The organism is Tardiphaga sp. GW822-FHT04G09 (genome assembly GCF_058800725.1).
This window is the reverse complement of sequence record NZ_JBXAMO010000013.1, coordinates 88,478-107,261: the sequence shown is the minus strand read 5'-3', so window position 1 is coordinate 107,261 and position 18,784 is coordinate 88,478. Positions and strand designations below refer to the sequence as shown.

Below are 18,784 nucleotides of genomic sequence, written 5' to 3'. Positions count from 1 at the left end.
CATTTTCTCTGTCTCGGCGCGAACCTAGCAGTGGCTCCCATGAGCGACAAGGAAAGCTCGGTCGCAGGGTTGGCGCCGCGATGCAACAAGGATCGGTCGCGTCCGTAGCGCGGACAGTCGTCAGTTGGTGTGCATGGCTCCGGGTTTGGAACTGTAGATTGCGGCAAGATTTTCAACGTTTGGCCGGGCGTTTCAGTTCGGCCTCAACAGAGGCGACCGCCTTTTGCAAATTTCGCAGATAGCGTCCCGCGGCCTTCTGAGGCGTCATCGTGGTGCTGAAGAAAATGATGTTCATGCTGCCGATGACGCCGCTCGATCCGACGATTGGCAGTGCGATGGCGCTGATGTTCTTTTCGGTTTCGCCAACGGACCACGCAAAGCCGTCGCGATTGAACTGCTCAAGGAGTCCATCGATGGCCGCTTGATCCTCGGCAAGTGCGGCGTCTGCATTTCCGGAAGCCGCAGTGATTTCCAGCATGGTCCTGCGCACCTTTGGACGCGCGGCCGCAAGGATGGCGCGGCCCAGAGAGCTCCTCAGGAACGGGCGGCGTCGGCCGATCATGGCGCGGTGAACGGAGAACGGACTGTAAGGGTGCGTGGTTTCCCGAATGATCACGGACCCGGAGTCGAAAACCGCAAAGTCGCTGGGCCACGAAACCTCTTTCATCAAGGCAAACATGGCCGGAAGCGCTGCCTGGCTCATGGCGTCGCGCGCCGAGAGGCCGTCGCTCAGTTGTCGCACTTGCGGCGTCGAGCTGAACTCACCGCTGGGTTCGTCAAACGTCACGAAGCCGTCTTCGATCATGGTGTGGAGGAGGCGATAGGCCGTTGTCCTGTTGATCCCGGTCTTCCGTGCGAGGGTTTGGGCCGAGCTTGGGCCTCCGACATTCAGTTCGGACAGAATTGCCAGCCCCCTCGAAAGGGCCCGGACATTGGGATGCATAGGTGGCTTCCTGTTCACCAGATGAACATTTTGACAATAGGGATGGCAGTTCTGGTCGCCATCCGTCAATGCGAACAAACATAAAAATCAATGGAGGAAACCATGTTCATTCGCAATTTTGCAATCGCATCCACCCTTCTTGTTTCCACCGCTCTGACGACCACGGCTTGGGCGCAGTCAACGGAGAAGGCGGGTGGTATCAGCAACGGGACAGTAAAAATCGGCGTCCTCACCGACCTCAGCGGACCGGCTTCGAGCTCCAACGGCATGGGATCCGTCGTTGCCGCACAGATGGCGGCCGAGGATGCAGCGAACGGTCTCAAGGTCGAAGTGGTGTCGGCTGACCATCAGGGCAAGCCGGATGCCGGAATGGCGATTGCTGGCCGCTGGTTTGACGTAGATGGCGTTGACGCCGTCGCGGACATGCAGGGATCGCCGATCGGTTTTGCCGTGCAAAACCTGTCGAAGCAGAAGAGCAAGATCATGCTCCTGTCGGGTTCGACGTCATCGGACTTCTCCGGAAAGCAGTGCTCGCCGCTCTCGGTACAGTGGACGGTTGATACCTACGGTCTCGCGCAGGGTGCCGCCAAGGCGATCTCCGCCGCAGGCGGTAAGAAGTGGTACTTCCTCACTGTGGATCAGGCCTATGGTCACGCACTGACGCGTGACACGATCGAGCAGGTGAAGAAGAACGGCGGCGAAGTCCTCGGCAATTCGGTCTTCCCGTCGCGCAATTCCGATTTCTCTTCCGTTCTGCTGCGCGCGCAAAGCACCAAGGCGGACGTTATCACGATCGCATCCGCGAGCGGCGATACCGAAACGGCGATGAAGCAGGCCGAGGAATTCGGCCTCAACGCGAGCGCCAAAATCGTGCCTCTGCAGTCCACCGTTCAGGACATGAAGGGCATTGGCGTGAAGACAGCTCAGGGCGCGTACGAAGTTGCGCCGTTCTACTGGGATCGCAACGAGGAGACGCGCGCCTGGGCGAAGCGGTTCTTCGAAAAGGCGAAGATCATGCCGAGCGGATTTCATGCGGGCGTCTATTCCTCGGTCGTTCACTACCTGAAGGCCGTGAAGGCAACGGGGACGGACGATGCCAACACCGTCATGAAGCAGATGGAATCCCAGAAGGTGAACGACTTCTTCGCCAAGGACGGATACATCCGCGCCGATCGCAAGATGATCCACGACATGTACCTGCTGCAGGTCAAGAAGCCCGGCGAACCGAAGGGCGAATGGGATCTCTACAACGTGCTTCAGACCTTGCCGGGTGAATCCCTGGCGCGGCCGCTCGCCGAGAGCGAGTGCTCGCTCGTCCAAAAGTGAGCGAGCGGCTGATGAGAACTTCAATGCAAGGAGATAACTGATGTCTTTGGCTGTTGTTTGCGCATCGCACACACCGTTGATGTATCGCGGTCCGGCGACCACCGAGACCGAGCAGCGCGTCAAGGACGCATTCGCCGATCTTGGCGCGTGGCTCCGCGATTACAATCCGGATTACATCATTCAGTTCGCGCCGGATCACTTCAACGGGTTCTTCTACGACCTGATGCCCGCATTCTGTGTCGGCGCGGGAGCGGAGTCGCTCGGAGATTGGGGAGGCGGCCTTGGGCCGCTTCCCGTTCCGGAAGAGACCGCCCTCGAACTCACCGACTATCTGCGTGCCGCCGATTTCGATGTTGCGCTCTCGTATCGCATGCCTGTCGATCACGGCTTCGTCCAGATGTGGGAAGCGATGTTTGGTAATTTCCGCTCGATCCCGCTTCTGCCGATTTTTGTGAACGGTGCTGCTCCTCCGCTCCCGACCTATCGTCGTACCCGCATGCTCGGTGAAGCGGTCGGTCGGTTCGCCGCCAAATCCGGCAAGCGCGTCTTGTTCGCGGCTTCCGGCGGCCTTTCGCACGATCCGCCGCTTCCGGACATCCGGACCGCCACCCCCGAGGTCCGTGAACGCCTGATCAACAACCGCCACCAGACGCCTGAAGCACAGAAGGCGCGTGAAGAGAAAGTGCTCGAAGCGGGCGTCCTTGCCGAGGCGGGCAAAGGTCCGTGCGCACCGCTCAATCCGGAATGGGATGCGGAATTCATGCGCATCCTTCGGTCGGGCGATTTCTCGTCTGCCGACAAACTGGACACCGACGAGGTTCGCAAGGCGGCGGGACGTGGGGCTAACGAGGTCCTTTCCTGGATAGCGGCATTCGGCGCTTTGTCCGCTGCCGGAGAATACAAGGTCGAGCGTGAGTTCTACGAGGCGATCCCCGGCTGGATTGCTGGCATGGCGATGATCGCCGCACGTGGATCGGAGACGGCCGCCCGCTGACGGGCGTCTCCGCAAATCAATAAAATCGAAGGAGGTCTCCAATGAGTGCGGATTTCAACACCGACGTGTTGATCATAGGTTCAGGTCCTATGGGTGCTACCACGGCGCTCGGGCTCGCCACTTACGGCGTGCGCGCGCATATGGTGTCGCGTTCTGCATGGCTCGCAGATAGTCCGCGGGCCCACATCACCAACCAGCGCGCAAACGAAGTGTTTCGCGATCTCGGCATCGACGATGAGATCGCACGCTTTGCGAGCCATTGGGACGTTATGGGAGATACGACCTTCGCGACGAGCTTAGCGGGTCCGGAACTGATCCGCATGCGCACCTGGGGCACCGGCGACGACCGCAAGGGCGATTATCTGAAGGCCAGCCCTTGTGGCATGGTAGATATCATCCAGCCTTTGCTTGAGCCGATTCTGCTGCAGAAGGCGGCCGAACGCGGCACGACGTTCACGTTTAACACCGAATATCTCGGGCACGAACAGGACGAGCACGGCGTCACCGCGCGGATGCGGGACCGGCTCGATGGCCGCGAATACACGATCCGGGCCAAATACATGGTCGGTGCCGATGGTGCGCGATCTTCGGTTGTCGAACACCTCAATCTGCCGATCACGGGACAGATGGCTCGCGCCGGCACCGTCTACACGATCTTCGATGCCGACCTTTCGAAGTACAGCGCCCATCGGCCGAGCATCCTGAACTGGATCGTGACGCCGGACGCCAGTTTCGGCGAAATCGGCATGGGCCTTTTGCGTGCCGTCCATCCCTGGACGCGATGGATCGCGGGCTGGGGCTTCGACATCAACAGGGGCGAACCGGATCTCTCACCGGATACGATCATCTCCAAGATCCGCATCCTGATCGGTGACCCGAAGATCGGCATCGATATCGTTCGGACCTCGCTCTGGTACGTCAATCAAGCTTACGCGACCGAATACACGAAGGGCAGGGTGTTGTGCGGCGGCGATGCGGTGCATCGCCATCCGCCGTCGAGCGGCCTTGGGATGAACACTTGCGTTCAGGACGGGCATAACCTCGCTTGGAAGCTCGCCTATGTCATCAAGGGATATGCGGGACCTGAATTGCTGCAAAGCTATTCGGCGGAACGCGTTCCGGTTGGAGAGCAGATCGTCAAGCGCGCCAACCAGTCTCGCATGGACTATGCGCCGCTGAATGCGTGTTTCCGCGTTCCGGAAGCTTCGAACCCTGTGGCCGCAGGCATTGCGCGCTTCCAGGATCCCGGCCCGGAGGGCGTTGCGGCGCGCCGTGCGGTCCAGGACGCGCTCGATCTCAAGCAGACGGAATTCAACGCGCAGGGCACCGAGATGAACCAGCGCTATGAAAGCGGCGCTATCCTTCCTGATGCCAATGCCGAGCCCGAAGTCTGGCGGAGAGACAAAGGTCTGTACAACCAGGCGACGACACGACCGGGCGCCAAAATTCCCCATGCCTGGATCGTCGGTGCTGACGGCAAACGCAAATCGACCTTGGATGTCACTGGAAAAGGTTCGTTCACGGTCGTGACCGGTCTTGCGGGCGAGAGTTGGAAGAAGGCCGTCGATAGGATGAATCTGCCCTTCCTCCGAGTGGCGGTTATCGGGACGCCCGACCAGCAGGATCTTTACTGCGAATGGCAGCGGATCCGCGAGATCGACGAAGCGGGCGCCGTGCTTGTGCGGCCGGACGGGGTAGTTGCTTGGCGCCAATCGGCGGCCGCGAGCGATGACAGCGATGCGCACGACAAGCTCGAGGAAGCACTTCAGAAAATTCTGGCCCGCAACGACTTCAACAATCTCGATGCCGATGCGGCGCCTCCGTACCGCGAGCAGACGGACGCACCGCTGTTCGCATAGCCAATCAAAGACAACCGGATAATCCCATGAGCAATACACGACCACACAATTTTTCGAGCGTCTGGGCCGATCTGAAGGGCGTTTCCTTCAAGCAGCACTTCATTGACGCGGGCGGCATCCGGACTCGATGCATCGAGTCCGGCGATCCGTCCAAGCCGCTCGTCCTTGCGCTCCACGGCGTCGGCGGTCACGCCGAGGCCTATTCGCGCAATTTCGGCCCGCACGCCAATGCGGACTTCTGGTTCGTGGCCATCGACATGCTCGGTCATGGTTGGACCGATCAGCCGCCGATCAATTATCAGGTCAAAGATTATGCCGAGCACATCCTGGCGGTCCTGAAGACCCTCGGCCGGGATCGCGCGATGCTCACCGGCGAATCCCTTGGCGGCTGGGTCTCGACCTATCTTGCCGTTCACCATCCACAGGTCGTCGAGAAGCTCGTGCTCAACACGGCAGGCGGCTGGACCGCGCATCCGCACGTCATGGAGCGCTTGAAGACCTTGTCGAACGAGGCCGCCTCGGACCCGACCTGGGAGCGCATCAAGACCCGCCTTGAGTTCCTGATGTGTGACAAGAGCATGGTGTCGGACGATCTCATCGAGACGCGCCGGGCGATCTATTCCCAGCCCGGCTTCTCCGAGACCATGAAGCGCATCATGTGCCTTCAGGAGATGGAAATCCGCCGACCCAACATGATCACCGCCGATCAGTACAAGTCGATCAAGGCTCCCACCTTGGTGGTCTGGACCTCGCATGATCCGACGGCGACGCCGGAAGAAGGCAAGCAGATCGCGGACATGATCCCTGGCGCCAAGTATGTCGTCATGAACGAGTGTGGCCACTGGCCACAGTTTGAAGACGCCGCGCTGTTCAATCGCATCCACATCGAATTCCTGAAGGGGTAAGGCTGATATGGCAAATGTTGCAGAGAACATCGACGGCATCGCGAAAGCGATCCGCGAGGCCTATTCCGGAGAACCGATCCCGCCGATCAGGACGCAACTGATCTTCCAGGAGATCGATACGGCATACGCCATCCAGGAGGCCAACACGTCGCATTGGCTGGCAGAAGGACGCCGTATTGTCGGGTGCAAGATCGGCCTAACCTCGCCGGCCGTTCAAAAGCAGTTGGGCGTGGATCAGCCTGACTTCGGCATCCTCTTTGCGGATATGCAGGTTCAGGAAAACGAACCGGTCGCAAAGGGGCGGGTGCTCCAGCCCAAGATCGAGGCCGAGGTCGCGTTCGAAATGGCACGGGACATCGTCAGTGCCAATCCGACGGCGAAGGAAATTGCGGATGCAACGGCATTCGTAATGCCTGCACTCGAGATCGTCGGCAGCCGCATCCGCAACTGGGAAATCTCGATCTTCGATACGATCGCGGATAATGCATCGTCTGCCTTGTTCGTGCTCGGCCGCAACAAGCGGCCGCTCGGCGACCTCGATCTGCGCGAGGTCACGATGAAGATGACGCGCAATGGCGATGCGGCATCGGAAGGAAAGGGCGCCGCCTGCCTCGACAACCCGCTCAACGCGGTGGCGTGGCTCGCGGCTGAACTCGGCAAACGTGGCCGCCCGCTCCGCGCCGGCGACATTGTCTTGTCCGGTGCGCTTGGGCCCATGGTCTCAGCGAATTCGGGTGATGTTTTCGAAGCGGCCATCAGTGGTCTCGGCTCGGTCAGCGCACGTTTCGGCTGATCGCACAACAAAAGAGAAACTCATGAAACTTGTAAGATTTGGGCAGCCGGGCTCTGAGAAGCCCGGCCTGGTCGGTGCTGACGGCGTCTTGCGCGACCTCTCGTCGGTGATCGCGGATATCGGCCCCGCGACGCTTTCTGCTGAAGCCTTGAAGGAGATTTCTGAGGTCGCGCCGTCATCCTTGCCCGCTGTGCAGGGCCAGCCGCGTTTCGGCGTGCCCGTTTCCGGGATCGGCAAGTTCGTGGCCATTGGCCTGAACTATTCCGATCATGCAGCGGAGGCCAATCTGCCGATCCCGTCGGAACCGATCATTTTCCAGAAGGCGATTACGTCCCTCACCGGCCCGAACGATCCTGTGATGCTTCCGCAGGGTTCGAAGAAGGGGGACTGGGAGGTCGAACTCGGGATCGTCATTGGCTCCAAGGCGAGCTATGTCTCCGTCGAGGAGGCTCTGTCTTTCGTCGCGGGCTATTGTGTTATCAATGATGTCAGCGAGCGCGAATACCAGATGGAGCGCGGCGGTACATGGGACAAGGGCAAGGGATGCGATACGTTCGGTCCCGTCGGCCCATGGCTCGTAACGGCAGATGAAGTCGGCGATGTCCAGTCGCTCGATCTCTGGCTCGATGTCAACGGCCGTCGGATGCAGACGGGTAATACAAGCAAGATGATTTTCAACTGTGCCGAGATCGTCAGCTATGTCAGCCGTTTCATGACCCTGCTTCCGGGCGACGTGATCGCGACGGGAACGCCGCCCGGCGTCGGAATGGGATTCAAGCCCGATCCGATCTATCTCCAGCCCGGCGATACGATGACCGTCGGCATCGAGAAGCTCGGCGTTCAGCGCCAGAAGGTGGTGGCTTGGTCCGCCGACGGAGCAGGCATCTGATGGCCGTAACCCAGGACAGGTTTATCGGCCGCACCGCCATCGTGACGGGTGCCGCTTCCGGGATCGGCCTGGAGACGGCCCGGCGTTTGGCCGCAGAGGGCGCAAAGGTCGCGATCTGGGACGTCAGCGACGCCGTCCGTCAATTGGCGGGCCTCGAAGATGTGCATGTCGAAAAGCTGGACATCTCCTCGGAGGCAGACGTCGAGGCGGGCATGGCACGCTCGGTCGCCGCGCTGGGCGGCAAGCTGGACATCCTCGTGTCCAGCGCGGGGATCACCGGGCCGAATATCGCGTTGCGCGACTATCCCGCAGACGACTGGCGCCGGGTCTTCGACATCAACGTCAACGGCACCTTCTTCGTCAACCGTGCTGCCATCCGCGTGATGGAGAAGGACGCCTACGGTCGCATCGTCAATATCGCATCGATTGCTGGCAAAGAGGGCAATCCGAATGCTTCGGCCTACAGTGCGTCGAAGGCGGCGGTGATCGGGCTGACCAAGTCACTCGGTAAAGAAACCGCGACCACGGGCATTCTCGTGAATTGCGTGACGCCTGCGGCGATCAAGACACCGTTGTTCAATCAGATGACGCAGCAGCATATCGATTTCATGCTGTCGAAGATTCCTCAGGGCCGGTTCGGCACTCTGGAGGAAGCGGCATCAATGATCTGCTGGCTGGCCAGCGAGGAATGCTCGTTCAGCACCGGAGCGGTATTCGATTTGTCCGGAGGGCGTGCGACCTACTAGGCCTAGTATTTTGAAAGATTGTCGCTGCACGGGCCAACTACGCACAGGCAATGTCCGCTCATGGCGGATTCTGTTGAAAAACCCTGGTTGAAGTCGAGCACGATCGCTGATTCATTGTCTTATCGGCGGAGGCTGAATCGATGATGGGTCCCCAGCAGACTGATCAGGCGGCTTTGTTCTACGAGTTCTCACTCGAGCGGCACGTGCCGGCCTCTCACCTTCTGAGGTCTATCGACCGCTTCGTCGATCTGTCGGGTATTCGGAGCGAGTTGGCACCATTCTACAGCTCGACCGGGCGGCCATCGATTGATCCTGAACTGCTCGTGCGGATGCTGCTGGTCGGCTACTGCTATGGCATTCGCTCCGAACGCCGGTTGTGCGAAGAGGTTCACCTGAACCTCGCTTACCGCTGGTTTTGCCGGCTCGGACTCGACGGCGAAGTGCCGGATCATTCGACGTTCTCAAAGAATAGGCATGGTCGCTTCCGCGATTGCGATCTGTTGCGCAAGCTGTTCGAGACGGTCGTGCGTCGCTGTGTGTCGGAGGGACTTGTCGATGGTGCCGCCTTTGCGGTCGATGCGAGCCTCATCGCTGCTGACGCCAACAAACAACGCTCGGCCGCAGGAGCCAGCCAGCATGACTGGGAGGCGATGGCCCGGACGCGCCGGTCCGTCCGAGAATATCTCGACACACTCGATGATGCCGCCTGGGGCGCGGCGAGCGAGACGGTACCGAAGTTCATCTCGCGATCAGATCCGGCCGCGCAATGGACGGGTGCTCACAAAGGGCACGCCTTCTTCGCCTATGCCGACAATTACCTGATCGACCTCAAGGTGGCGATCATCGTAGATGTCGAAGCGACCCGCGCGATCCGACAAGCCGAAGTTGGCGCAGCACGCACGATGATCGACCGCACTGAAGAACGCCTCGGCCTGCGCCCTGAGCGTCTGGCCGCCGACAGTGCTTATGGATCAGCCGAGATGCTGGGTTGGCTGGTCGACGAGCGTGCGATCGAGCCGCACATTCCGGTGTTTGACAAGTCGATCCGCAGTGATGGGACATTCTCGCGCGACGACTTCACCTACGATCCGGAGACCGACATCTATCGCTGCCCAGCAGGCAAGGTGCTCGCTTCAACGGGTACCTTGGTGAATGACGGGTCGACGCTTCACTACCGCGCCAGCAAGTATGACTGCGATATCTGCAAGCTTAAGCCACAGTGCTGTCCAAAGATGCCTTCCCGCAAGGTTCCGCGGTCTATCTACGAGAGAGCCCGAGATGTAGCACGCGGGGTCGCCAGGACCGAGGCCTATGTGACGTCGCGACGTGAGCGCAAGAAGATCGAGATGCTGTTCGCGCACCTGAAGCGCATTCTGCGCCTGGACCGGCTCCGGCTGAGAGGCCCTTACGGCGCTCACGACGAGTTCCTTCTCGCCGCTACCGCCCAGAACCTCCGAAGACTGGCAAAGCTGATTCCGTCGCCCGCCCCAATGCCTGCCTAAGACAAGACTGACTGACACGCGCTCGATCATAGAGCAGTCGCGAGCAGCTCCGTCGCCGACTTCTTCAACACAATCGGCGCAAAGCGGACCCCCGAACACCAAATGAACCCGTGGCATTTCCGATCGGACCGTACATTACCGGAGCCGATCGCCTGCGCCGGGAGATATTTCGGGAAGCCACTTCCACTCACCGGCGTCGTACTCATAAAAACCGATGAGCTGTCCTTCGGTATCGCTTCCCGGCGCTACAACGGGCACACTGTTGCTAGGTGCGCTGAGGTGCTCGCCGGCCTTTGGACCATTTAAGCAGCGACCGGCAAAGTTCTTTGTCATCATCAATCCGGAGTTACATTTTTCGGACGCGTACGCGATCTATGAAAATCGCGTGGAGTCTATGGATTTGCGTGGCGCGACGATGTGGCATGCCGCCGCCAGCGAAAGGTGCACACGCCGAGAACAGGTTAGATTGCCACGCGTACCGATGCGTTGCTGTCGCGACGAGAAACCGGCAAAATCGCCCGCGTCCATCATCCCCATTATGGCCGGTTGACACCGGGCGTGTGCTGCGTGGCAATCTACCGAAGCTGGAATGGTTTCACGCAAAGGCTTTGATGGCCGCGACGACTTCTCGAGGAGCGCTGAGATGCGGACAATGGCCGGTAGCCTTCATAACGAACATCGTGCTGTCTGGAATGGCATGATGGACGTAAGCGCCCGCTTCAAGCGGAGCGATCGCATCCTCCCAGCACTGCAGGATTAGCGAGGGGCGGGAAACGTTCGGTAGATCGGCTCGGCTGTCGGACGTGAACGTGATGCGTGCAAATTCCTTCGCGATCTCAGGATCCATGCGGCAGATGCTGTCGCTGAGTTCTTCTGCGAGATAAGGGCGGTCTGGATTGCCGACGATCGCCGGTGCCATCGCTGCAGCCCAATCGGTGTAGTCGCTTTCAAGAAATTTCAGAAGCTCATCGATGCGATCCTGCGAGAAGCCTCCGATGTATCCAACGTCATCGACGTAGCGTGCCGATGGTCCGATCAGAACGAGGCGTCCGAACATCGCCGGAGCCGCGACCGATGCGAGCACCGCGATCATCGCGCTGACCGAATGGGCGACCAGCACGGCGTCCCTGAGCCCTAGAATGTCTCCGATCTCGTTGAGGTCGGCCGCGTATCCGTCGAGAGACGCGTATTTCTCGCTGCTGTATGCCGAGAGATCAGATTTGCCTGAACCGACATGATCGAAGAGGACAACCTTGAAGTCGTTCTCGAACTGCGGGGCCACGAACCGCCACATCTGCTGATCGCAACCGAACCCGTGAGCGAAGACCATTGCCGTGTCGCCGCGGCCGGACAGATGCACGTTGTTGCGGCGTATGACGGCAGTCCTGCGGTGCCGCTCCGCGGACAGGTATTGCTCACCCTTCTCGTCGATCCATGCGGAAGCCGCTTCCTCGCTGAGATAGAGACCCGCGAGCGCGATCCAGACACCCGGTGCCCGCCGATGTTCGACGGCCCAGCCACCCCCGCATTCGGATTCCTTGACCCTCAGCACATGACGCAAACAGACCTCCAACCATTACGCAGGGCGCTTGACCTTCGGGGATGGGGGGAGATGAGAGATTGGATTGCAGGGATTGAGATCATGAATGGCAATCGCGTGCGAGAGATCGTCGTGGGCCGAACCGAAACGAACCACCAAAATGCCTTCCAGTCCATACTCCGGGACGGACTCGTTTGTTGCTTGAAGCTTCGGCCCATCAGCGGCCAGTTTTACCCTCACCCTTGAGGGGCTTTCATCCGACGGCTTGGTCGGCGGCGTCGCGGGCCTTCTCGCCGGTCCGGCGGACAGATTTCTCGCCGGCTTTTTCCGCGGCGGCCCGCGCTTCGCATTTGGTTCTGATGTCCTCGAGCTCCTCGTCGGTCAGATGTTCGATGCCTACGAACGAGTTGTGCGCCGCACTTGTCCGGATGAGCTCATCGAGCTTGACCTGGATGGCGGCGCCGTCCCGGTTCTGCGAATTCTGAATGAGGAAGACCATCAGGAACGTCACGATGGTCGTCCCGGTGTTGATGACAAGTTGCCACGTATCAGAGTAGCCGAACAACGGCCCGGTCACGGCCCAAATGATGACGACGGCAGACGCGATGGCAAAAGTAGACGCACGCCCCGCCAACAGCGACGTCTTGTTCGCCACGTCGCCGAAAAGTCGGGCGAGGCCGCGTTGCTGATCTGCTTTCGGCTGCATTGTAATCCTTTCCGGTGCGACATTCGACCACATGTAGCCAATTCCGGGAAGGTAATTTTTAACTGACATATGTCGCCAATCCGACCGAAGGCGTCGGAAGACTCAGTATAGCGAAGAGGCTTTACAGATACACGATGCCTATCACCAGGCCCTGGACCACCGAGGACATAGCGAAATTCGAGAGTTGGCTGACGAAGGAACGACATTGATGCGGGCCAGTGCTGCACTGCGCAGACCGTCGTCGGCCGTCCAGAAGAAAGCGCGCGATCTCGAAAAGCCACTCCCGAAAGTCCGAAAAGTGCGGGCGGATCTACGGGCGACCGGAGCGTTGGAAGAAAAGCGGAAGTAATCCCGGGCGGAAATTCCAGGATTGATTGCGAGTGGGACCAAATGCAATTCTGGCGGCGGCAGCCGGAGGTCCTGCGTGAAATCTACCATCCACAAACGGTCCTTGGAGATCGCGGGGCACAAGACCAGCGTCAGTCTCGAAGATGAATTCTCGTCCGCGTTGAAGGAAATCGCGCGGAACGAGGGTGTCACCGTCTTCGACCTGGCGACGAGGATCGACAACGCACGAACCGCCGGGTCTAAGTCCAACCTTTCGTCAGCCATCCGCCTTTTCGTGCTAGATCACTACATTCGGAGGCGGTCGCCGGTCGGCGTCGCCGCTCCGCCGGGATAGCGAAAAGGGCGTCGCGTGACTGAGCAAGAGACCCGTGGTTCGCTGAGAGATCGGGAAAGCGAACTTGCCGAGGTGCAGCGCATCGCGAAGGTCGGTGGCGTCGTCGTCCACCTCACCAACGGGTTCGAGAACAAGCGCTCGCCTGAATATCTCGCGATTCACGGACTGCCGCCCGAGGCGGTCAACGAGACGCACGAAGACTGGGTGAGACGACTTCATCCCGAGGATCGGGAGCGGGCCGAGCGCCAGTTCCTCGATATGCTCGAAGGCAAAGCCGAGCGCTATTCCTCCGAGTACCGCATCATCCGCCCCAACGACGGCGAGGTACGCTGGATAGCGGCCGAGGGCCGCATCGAGCGCGATCGAAACGGGCGCCCCGTCCGGATGGTCGGCGCCCACATCGACGTCACGGATCGGGCTCAGGCCCGCGAAATGCTGCGGGAAAGCGAGGAGCGGTTCCGGCTCATCGCCGACAGTGCACCGGTCCCGATGTGGGTCACCCGGATGGATCGGACTCGGAGCTTCGCCAACAAGGCCTACGTGGACTTCGTCGGTGTCCCCTACGAACAGGCGCTGGTATTCGACTGGCGGAGCATCCTCCATCCCGATGACGCTCAGCGCGTGGTGAAGGAAAGCATTGCTGGGGAGGCGTCCCTGAAACCCTTCGTGCTGGAGGCGCGCTACCGCCGAGCCGACGGCGAACTCCGCTGGATCCGCTCGGAATCGCAGCCTCGGTGGGATCCGGCCGGCCGGCACATCGGCTTCATCGGCGTGGCGCATGACATTACCGTCGCAAAGCAAGCGGAGATCGATCTGCGATCGGTGAACGACGATCTCGAGATTCTCGTCGCGCAGCGGACCGCCCAACTCCGCAGCAGAGAATCCCAGCTTCGTGCGATTCTCGAGACCACGAACCAGCATCAGGACCTTCTCGATCTCGAGGGACAGGTCGTCTACGCCAACGCCACCGCTCTGTCTGCTGCAGCGGTCGGCCCGGAGGATGTGCTCGGTAAACGTTTTTGGGAAGCGGCTTGGTTCGACGAGGCGCCGGCGGTAGCGAAAGCGGTCGAAGAGGCGTTCCGCCAGGCTTCCAAGGGTGCGACTTCGAGAATGGACATCGAATTGAGCCTTCCTGCAGGCCGCCGACATTTCGAGCTCGCCTTGCGCCCCGTGACGGACGAGACCGGCGAAATAACGGCCGTCCTGGCGGAAGCCGTGGATACGACCGAGCGGCGGACCAATGAGGAAGCGCTCCGCCAGGCGCAGAAGATGGAAGCGGTCGGACAGTTGACCGGCGGAGTCGCCCACGACTTCAACAATCTCCTTACGATCATCCGGTCGGCGACGGATTTTCTCCGTCGTCGTGATCTTCCGGAAGAGCGCCGGCGAAGATACGTCGATGCCATCTCGGACACGGCAGACCGGGCATCGAGGCTGACCGGCCAACTGCTCGCATTCGCTCGCCGACAACCTCTGGCGCCCGTCGCCTTCGACGTCGGCGTGCAAATAGACAGCGTGGCAAGCCTGATCCGTCCGCTCGTCGGCGGCCGGGTCCAAATCGAAGTGAACGCCCCGGACAAAGGGATGCTCGCCGTCGCGGATATCGGGCAGTTCGAGACGACTTTGGTCAACTTGGCCGTCAACGCCCGGGACGCGATGAACGGAGAGGGGCGGCTCGTCATCTCCGCCGAGCCCGCTGTGGAAATCCCGGCAGTCCGATCCCATTCCGCCCGGCCTGGCGATTACGTCGCTATCTCGGTGGCGGATAGCGGCACAGGCATTCCGCCCGAGCACATTCAGACGATCTTCGAACCGTTCTTCACGACCAAGGAGATCGGGCGCGGCACGGGACTGGGCTTGAGCCAAGCCTTCGGCTTCGCGAAGCAGTCGGGTGGCGACATTTTGGTGAAAAGCATCGTCGGAGAAGGATCGATCTTCACGATTTATCTGCCTCGCAGCCAAGCGTCGGTCGCCACCCATCTGACGCAGGCTCCCCGTACTGACCTCGCCGGAGAGCAAGGACATCGCATTCTCATTGTCGAGGACAATCTAGATGTTGGCAAATTCTCCACCGAACTGCTGGAAGATCTGGGGTATGCCACCGAATGGGTGCGGTCGGCCGATCAGGCGCTCGCGGCGTTATCGTCAGACGAGTTCGCATTCGATCTCGTTTTTTCCGATGTCATCATGCCGGGTATGAACGGCGTCGAGCTGGCGACCGTGATCCGTGAAAGATATCCTGGTCTACCCGTCGTCCTCACATCGGGTTACAGCAGCGTCCTCGCCGAAAACGTGAATCATGGATTCGAGCTCGTTCAAAAACCCTATTCCGTAGAAATGCTCTCGAGAGTGCTTCGGAAGACGATCGGCGATCGATCGCCCAGATAGGTCAGCGGCTCGGGTCAACGTCCCCGTGGGCAGGTCACCGTTGATGACTTTGAGAAGCATCCGCATGACGTGGTAGCTCTGGCTCATGCTGCCTCGTTTCGGGCACCTCGAGGTCGCTGTCCTGAAACGCGATGCCGGCTCATGAAATCTGGAAATGATGTTTTGGCATCTGACCTTCCATCGGACAGATGCAGACGCCGCGCGTCGGATCCGAAAACGACGCCCCTCGCCCTCGATGGGGCGAGAGGCTCGATTGGTGGCGAGGTCGAGTTCTCAGGTCTTGATGTCGTCGGGAAGCTTCCCGCCGTTCGCGGCCAGCTTGGCCATCACCTGCTTGTGTAGCCAGATGTTCATCGTAGCCGAGTCGTTCGTGTCACCCGAATAGCCGAGCTCCTTGGCAAGCTCCTTGCGTGCCGACAGGCTCGAATCGATGTCAAGGGCCTTCATGAGATCGACGATCGACGTCTTCCACTCCAGCCTCTCACCCTTCGCCGCGACGGCTTTGTCGAGGATCGGGGCGACATCGACGTTCGAGGCGCTGCCAGTTGGTGCAGTCGAAGGCGCGGTGGCTGCGGGCGACGATGCTTGAGACGACGCTTTGTCCTGCGCGGCAGGTGCCGCTCCGCCGGCCGGCGCCGCTTCCGCGTGACCGAAGATGGCACCCATGATCTTTCCGAAAATGCTCATTTTGCTCTCCAATGATATGAAAAAGACGCCGCGGCTGAGCCGCGGCGTCCATCAACGTTTATGCGTCATGCCGCTTCTGCGTTCACCGCCGACAATGCCAGCTTCGAAAGCGCATCGTCGGTCTTCTTTTCTTCCGCGAGGGTCTGATCCAGCAGCTTGACGGCATCCTTCAGTCCGAGGGTCTGCGCCCAGGTCCGAAGGGTGCCGTAGCGGGAGATCTCATAGTGCTCGACGGCCTGTGCGGCTGCGAGAAGGCCCGGGTCGAGAGCCGATGTGTCGGCGTACTCGTCCATGATCTCCTTGCCTTCATCGAGGATGCCCTCGATAGCGTCGCACTTCTTCCCGCGGGCAGCCTTTCCGAGGCTTTCGAAAATCTGTTCGAGGCGTTCGATCTGCACCTCCGTCTCGGCCTGATGTTTTTCGAAAGCCGCGCGTAGCCCGTCGGAAGCGGCGGCTTTGGCCATCTTTGGCAGGGCTTTGAAAATCTGCTTTTCGGCGTAGTAGATGTCCTTGAGGGTGTCGAGGAATAGATCGTTGAGGTCTTTACCAGCCATCGCGGCCTCCCATGCTCTTGACGCCGCTGAAACGCGGTATTCCCGTCCAGGTTCCAAGATTTACCTTAGAGTATGACTCAAAAAGCTTCCACGGGCTTGGATTGCGGAGCAAGGCGCCTCGTGAGGAGCCTCATATGCGCCACCAGAAGCCATGCGGCTTCGGTGGCTGCAGATCCCTCGAAGTCTTTAGCGAGACGGCGGCAGCGTCCGTACCATGCAAAAGTGCGCTCAACCACCCAGCGCCGCGGCAGGAGTTGGAAGCCTTTGGCGCCAGCCGGACGTTCGACGATCTCGATGGGCCACACGCCGCTGTCCGAGAGTGCATTGAGAAGCTGTTTGCCGCGATAGACGCGGTCAGCGAACACGTGGCCCGGTTTGGGAAAGCGGCGGCGTAACTGCTTCAGCAGCGGGACGGCGCAATGACGGTCCTGAACATTGACAGGATGGACATGGACCGCCAGCAACAGACCGTTGGTGTCGGTGACGATGTGCCGTTTGCGGCCATTGATACGCTTGCCGGCATCGTAACCGCGCGCCCCGCCGGCCTCCGTCGTCGGAGCGCTTTGGCTGTCGATCACCGCCGCCGTCGGCGTCGGTGCATGATCCAGTTGCAGGCGAGCCCGTGTGACCAATGCCTCGACGATCTGCCGCCATCGACCATTATCGCGCCAGGCATAGAAATAGCCTTGGACCGTAGCGTATGGCGGAAACTCCTTCGGCAGCAGCCGCCATTGGCAACCCGTGGAAAGAATGTACAAAATCGCTTCGACGAAGCTGCGCAGCGCGACCTTGCGCGGCCATCCCAGCCGCTGCCGTGGCGGCATCCGGCGCGCGATCAGCGCTCATTCTTCATCGGTCATGTCGCTTGCGTAACGCAGGCCTTCGCGCCGATATTGGGCACGAGTGATCTCGGTCCAAGGCATCGTGATCTCCCTCGAATCTTCGCAAATCCGATGGGATCACACCTGACTGAGATCGCTCGCCGATTTTTCAGTCAGGCTCTTAGGGCGGATCCCGCCAAAGATCGGGGAGGCCTGACAACGGGACGAGATCGATCTGCTCCGAGTAGCGGGTGCGATAGATTGTCATGAGGGCGTCGTGCCCTTCGTCCGAAGTAGTACAAAGCGCGTCCTCTACCACTACCGTCCGGAAGCCGAGTTCGACGGCGCTCAGCACCGTCGACAACACGCAGACGTCGGTCTCAGCGCCGGTCACGATCACCGTATCAACCGCTTTTTTCTGAAGGCGGGCGGCGAGGTCGGTGCCGGCAAACGCTGAATGTCCCGGCTTATCCAAGACATTTCCCGGCGGCACCATGCGCGCAAAGGGCTCGATGAGATCCAATTGCTCCGGCGCAAGGCGGTCTCGAGTAGCTCGCTCCCATCGCTTGAAATACTGCCGCCAACGGCCGGGACGTTCGTCCGCGGATCGGGGCGTTATGAACCGCGTGAACACGTTTCGAGACGGGTTCAATTCGGCGGTCGCGACAATGGCCGGCAAGACCCTCTCCATCCAGGGCGTCTCCCATATTCCGCAGTGGGCGAAGATCCGCTGCATGTCCACGCATAATCGCATCTGCTGAAGAAGCGGAAGCGAAGGCTCAAGAAGTGGGGGCTGCAGCTCTCTGGACCGCTCCGAGCCGCAGGTGGTGAGCGTAGCGCCGCCCCTAAACATTGCGGGGCCATCCGGTCGCATTCCTGCGCGGGGAGCTAACTGCGAGGCGCATCGTCATCTGCGCGGACGCGATGTATGTCCGCGCGACAGTGTTCCGGCGGGCTTGATGATCCGGAACGTTGGCCGGTCGGCGCGGTTTCTGTTTTTTAAGGAGAACCAACGATGACAAAGACGCTCGCCGATATCGCACAGGACATGGCCGGTATCGACATCGCTATCCTTTCGACGCGCACCGAGAATGGCGACATCGCCAACCGGCCCATGAGCAACAACGGCGACGTGGCCTATGACGGCACGTCGTACTATTTCAGCTATGAGCAGGCGCGTGCTATAACCGATATCCAGCGCGATCCCAAGGTGGCGCTCGGTTTCTCGTCGGAAGCGGGCCTTTTCTCCAAAGGCATCTATGTGGCGGTAGAGGGAACGGCCGAACTCATTCGAGACAAGGCGGCCTTCCAACAGCATTGGACCGGCGATCTCGACAAGTGGTTCGACAAAGGCGTCGATACGCCAAGCATAGTCCTGATCAAGGGAAGGCTTATCCTACGAACTCGCTGCCCTTGGCATAAAGGTCAAAGTTGTTGAGCCGGGCGGCG

17 protein-coding genes and 1 pseudogene are annotated in these 18,784 nt (G+C 60.3%); 11 read left to right on the top strand and 7 right to left on the bottom strand.

The features are described 5' to 3' along the window. Positions 1-172 precede the first annotated feature (172 nt). Positions 173-943 (bottom strand): IclR family transcriptional regulator domain-containing protein, encoded by a 771-nt coding sequence (locus AC1RLZ_RS20905; protein WP_493190202.1) that lies wholly within the window; start codon positions 941-943, stop codon positions 173-175. A gap of 102 nt (positions 944-1,045) precedes the next feature. Here AC1RLZ_RS20905 and AC1RLZ_RS20900 point away from each other — a divergent pair, with 102 nt between their 5' ends. The 8 genes from AC1RLZ_RS20900 (at position 1,046) to AC1RLZ_RS20865 (ending at position 9,957) form a co-directional block, all read left to right on the top strand. Next, a complete protein-coding gene (locus tag AC1RLZ_RS20900) occupies positions 1,046-2,269 on the top strand; it encodes an ABC transporter substrate-binding protein (RefSeq protein WP_493190201.1) in 1,224 nt (407 codons plus the stop codon). 40 nt (positions 2,270-2,309) lie between these two features. Continuing rightward, a complete protein-coding gene (locus tag AC1RLZ_RS20895) occupies positions 2,310-3,263 on the top strand; it encodes a 3-carboxyethylcatechol 2,3-dioxygenase (RefSeq protein ID WP_493190200.1) in 954 nt (317 codons plus the stop codon). Positions 3,264-3,304: 41 nt separating this feature from the next. Beyond that, positions 3,305-5,122, top strand: a complete 1,818-nt coding sequence (locus AC1RLZ_RS20890; protein ID WP_493190199.1) for an FAD-dependent monooxygenase — start codon at positions 3,305-3,307, stop codon at positions 5,120-5,122. A gap of 26 nt (positions 5,123-5,148) precedes the next feature. Further along, positions 5,149-6,027 carry an alpha/beta fold hydrolase gene (locus AC1RLZ_RS20885; protein ID WP_493190198.1) on the top strand — a complete coding sequence of 293 codons (879 nt, stop codon included), beginning with the start codon at positions 5,149-5,151 and terminating at the stop codon, positions 6,025-6,027. A 7-nt stretch (positions 6,028-6,034) separates the two neighbouring features. Then, positions 6,035-6,820, top strand: coding sequence for a 2-keto-4-pentenoate hydratase (locus tag AC1RLZ_RS20880; RefSeq protein WP_493190197.1), 786 nt, complete (start codon positions 6,035-6,037; stop codon positions 6,818-6,820). A gap of 22 nt (positions 6,821-6,842) precedes the next feature. Next, a complete protein-coding gene (locus AC1RLZ_RS20875) occupies positions 6,843-7,709 on the top strand; it encodes a fumarylacetoacetate hydrolase family protein (protein ID WP_493190196.1) in 867 nt (288 codons plus the stop codon). After that, positions 7,709-8,455 carry an SDR family NAD(P)-dependent oxidoreductase gene (locus AC1RLZ_RS20870; protein WP_493190195.1) on the top strand — a complete coding sequence of 249 codons (747 nt, stop codon included), beginning with the start codon at positions 7,709-7,711 and terminating at the stop codon, positions 8,453-8,455. Before AC1RLZ_RS20875 ends, AC1RLZ_RS20870 begins: the two co-directional genes overlap by 1 nt. 140 nt (positions 8,456-8,595) lie before the next feature. Next, positions 8,596-9,957, top strand: a complete 1,362-nt coding sequence (locus tag AC1RLZ_RS20865) for an IS1182 family transposase (RefSeq protein WP_493190194.1) — start codon at positions 8,596-8,598, stop codon at positions 9,955-9,957. Between the two features lie 595 nt (positions 9,958-10,552). Here the strand turns inward: AC1RLZ_RS20865 and AC1RLZ_RS20860 are convergent. Together AC1RLZ_RS20860 and AC1RLZ_RS20855 are read right to left on the bottom strand one after the other, a co-directional pair. After that, complete coding sequence (locus tag AC1RLZ_RS20860) at positions 10,553-11,287, bottom strand: alpha/beta fold hydrolase (RefSeq protein WP_493190252.1); 735 nt, start codon at positions 11,285-11,287, stop codon at positions 10,553-10,555. A gap of 463 nt (positions 11,288-11,750) precedes the next feature. Further along, on the bottom strand, positions 11,751-12,203 hold the full coding sequence (locus tag AC1RLZ_RS20855) for a low affinity iron permease family protein (protein ID WP_493190193.1): 453 nt from the start codon (positions 12,201-12,203) through the stop codon (positions 11,751-11,753). Between the two features lie 424 nt (positions 12,204-12,627). On the opposite strand from AC1RLZ_RS20855, the gene AC1RLZ_RS20850 reads away from it, so the two are divergent. Both AC1RLZ_RS20850 and AC1RLZ_RS20845 read left to right on the top strand, forming a co-directional pair. Continuing rightward, complete coding sequence (locus tag AC1RLZ_RS20850; RefSeq protein WP_493190192.1) at positions 12,628-12,885, top strand: ribbon-helix-helix domain-containing protein; 258 nt, start codon at positions 12,628-12,630, stop codon at positions 12,883-12,885. A 15-nt stretch (positions 12,886-12,900) separates the two neighbouring features. Next, positions 12,901-15,273: a hybrid sensor histidine kinase/response regulator gene (locus AC1RLZ_RS20845; protein ID WP_493190191.1), complete on the top strand. Its 2,373-nt coding sequence runs from the start codon at positions 12,901-12,903 to the stop codon at positions 15,271-15,273. Positions 15,274-15,546: 273 nt separating this feature from the next. On the opposite strand, the gene AC1RLZ_RS20840 is transcribed toward AC1RLZ_RS20845, so the two are convergent. The 4 genes and pseudogenes from AC1RLZ_RS20840 to AC1RLZ_RS20825 form a co-directional block, all read right to left on the bottom strand. Further along, positions 15,547-15,960: a DUF3597 domain-containing protein gene (locus AC1RLZ_RS20840; RefSeq protein ID WP_493190190.1), complete on the bottom strand. Its 414-nt coding sequence runs from the start codon at positions 15,958-15,960 to the stop codon at positions 15,547-15,549. A 65-nt stretch (positions 15,961-16,025) separates the two neighbouring features. Continuing rightward, positions 16,026-16,514: a YciE/YciF ferroxidase family protein gene (locus tag AC1RLZ_RS20835; RefSeq protein WP_493190189.1), complete on the bottom strand. Its 489-nt coding sequence runs from the start codon at positions 16,512-16,514 to the stop codon at positions 16,026-16,028. A gap of 77 nt (positions 16,515-16,591) precedes the next feature. Continuing rightward, positions 16,592-17,437, bottom strand: a pseudogene (locus tag AC1RLZ_RS20830) (IS5 family transposase). A gap of 79 nt (positions 17,438-17,516) precedes the next feature. Beyond that, positions 17,517-18,071: a cysteine hydrolase family protein gene (locus AC1RLZ_RS20825; protein WP_493190188.1), complete on the bottom strand. Its 555-nt coding sequence runs from the start codon at positions 18,069-18,071 to the stop codon at positions 17,517-17,519. Positions 18,072-18,350: 279 nt separating this feature from the next. On the opposite strand from AC1RLZ_RS20825, the gene AC1RLZ_RS20820 reads away from it, so the two are divergent. Beyond that, positions 18,351-18,773, top strand: coding sequence for a pyridoxamine 5'-phosphate oxidase family protein (locus AC1RLZ_RS20820; RefSeq protein ID WP_493190187.1), 423 nt, complete (start codon positions 18,351-18,353; stop codon positions 18,771-18,773). Positions 18,774-18,784 lie beyond the last annotated feature (11 nt).

Bases quoted from the DNA above. Each gene is read 5' to 3' on its own strand.
- AC1RLZ_RS20905 (WP_493190202.1), bottom strand. From the start codon at position 943: ATGCATCCCAATGTCCGGGCCCTTTCGAGGGGGCTGGCAATTCTGTCC.
- AC1RLZ_RS20900 (WP_493190201.1), top strand. From the start codon at position 1,046: ATGTTCATTCGCAATTTTGCAATCGCATCCACCCTTCTTGTTTCCACC.
- AC1RLZ_RS20895 (WP_493190200.1), top strand. From the start codon at position 2,310: ATGTCTTTGGCTGTTGTTTGCGCATCGCACACACCGTTGATGTATCGC.
- AC1RLZ_RS20890 (WP_493190199.1), top strand. From the start codon at position 3,305: ATGAGTGCGGATTTCAACACCGACGTGTTGATCATAGGTTCAGGTCCT.
- AC1RLZ_RS20885 (WP_493190198.1), top strand. From the start codon at position 5,149: ATGAGCAATACACGACCACACAATTTTTCGAGCGTCTGGGCCGATCTG.
- AC1RLZ_RS20880 (WP_493190197.1), top strand. From the start codon at position 6,035: ATGGCAAATGTTGCAGAGAACATCGACGGCATCGCGAAAGCGATCCGC.
- AC1RLZ_RS20875 (WP_493190196.1), top strand. From the start codon at position 6,843: ATGAAACTTGTAAGATTTGGGCAGCCGGGCTCTGAGAAGCCCGGCCTG.
- AC1RLZ_RS20870 (WP_493190195.1), top strand. From the start codon at position 7,709: ATGGCCGTAACCCAGGACAGGTTTATCGGCCGCACCGCCATCGTGACG.
- AC1RLZ_RS20865 (WP_493190194.1), top strand. From the start codon at position 8,596: ATGATGGGTCCCCAGCAGACTGATCAGGCGGCTTTGTTCTACGAGTTC.
- AC1RLZ_RS20860 (WP_493190252.1), bottom strand. From the start codon at position 11,287: ATGGTCTTCGCTCACGGGTTCGGTTGCGATCAGCAGATGTGGCGGTTC.
- AC1RLZ_RS20855 (WP_493190193.1), bottom strand. From the start codon at position 12,203: ATGCAGCCGAAAGCAGATCAGCAACGCGGCCTCGCCCGACTTTTCGGC.
- AC1RLZ_RS20840 (WP_493190190.1), bottom strand. From the start codon at position 15,960: ATGAGCATTTTCGGAAAGATCATGGGTGCCATCTTCGGTCACGCGGAA.
- AC1RLZ_RS20835 (WP_493190189.1), bottom strand. From the start codon at position 16,514: ATGGCTGGTAAAGACCTCAACGATCTATTCCTCGACACCCTCAAGGAC.
- AC1RLZ_RS20825 (WP_493190188.1), bottom strand. From the start codon at position 18,071: ATGCAGCGGATCTTCGCCCACTGCGGAATATGGGAGACGCCCTGGATG.
- AC1RLZ_RS20820 (WP_493190187.1), top strand. From the start codon at position 18,351: ATGACAAAGACGCTCGCCGATATCGCACAGGACATGGCCGGTATCGAC.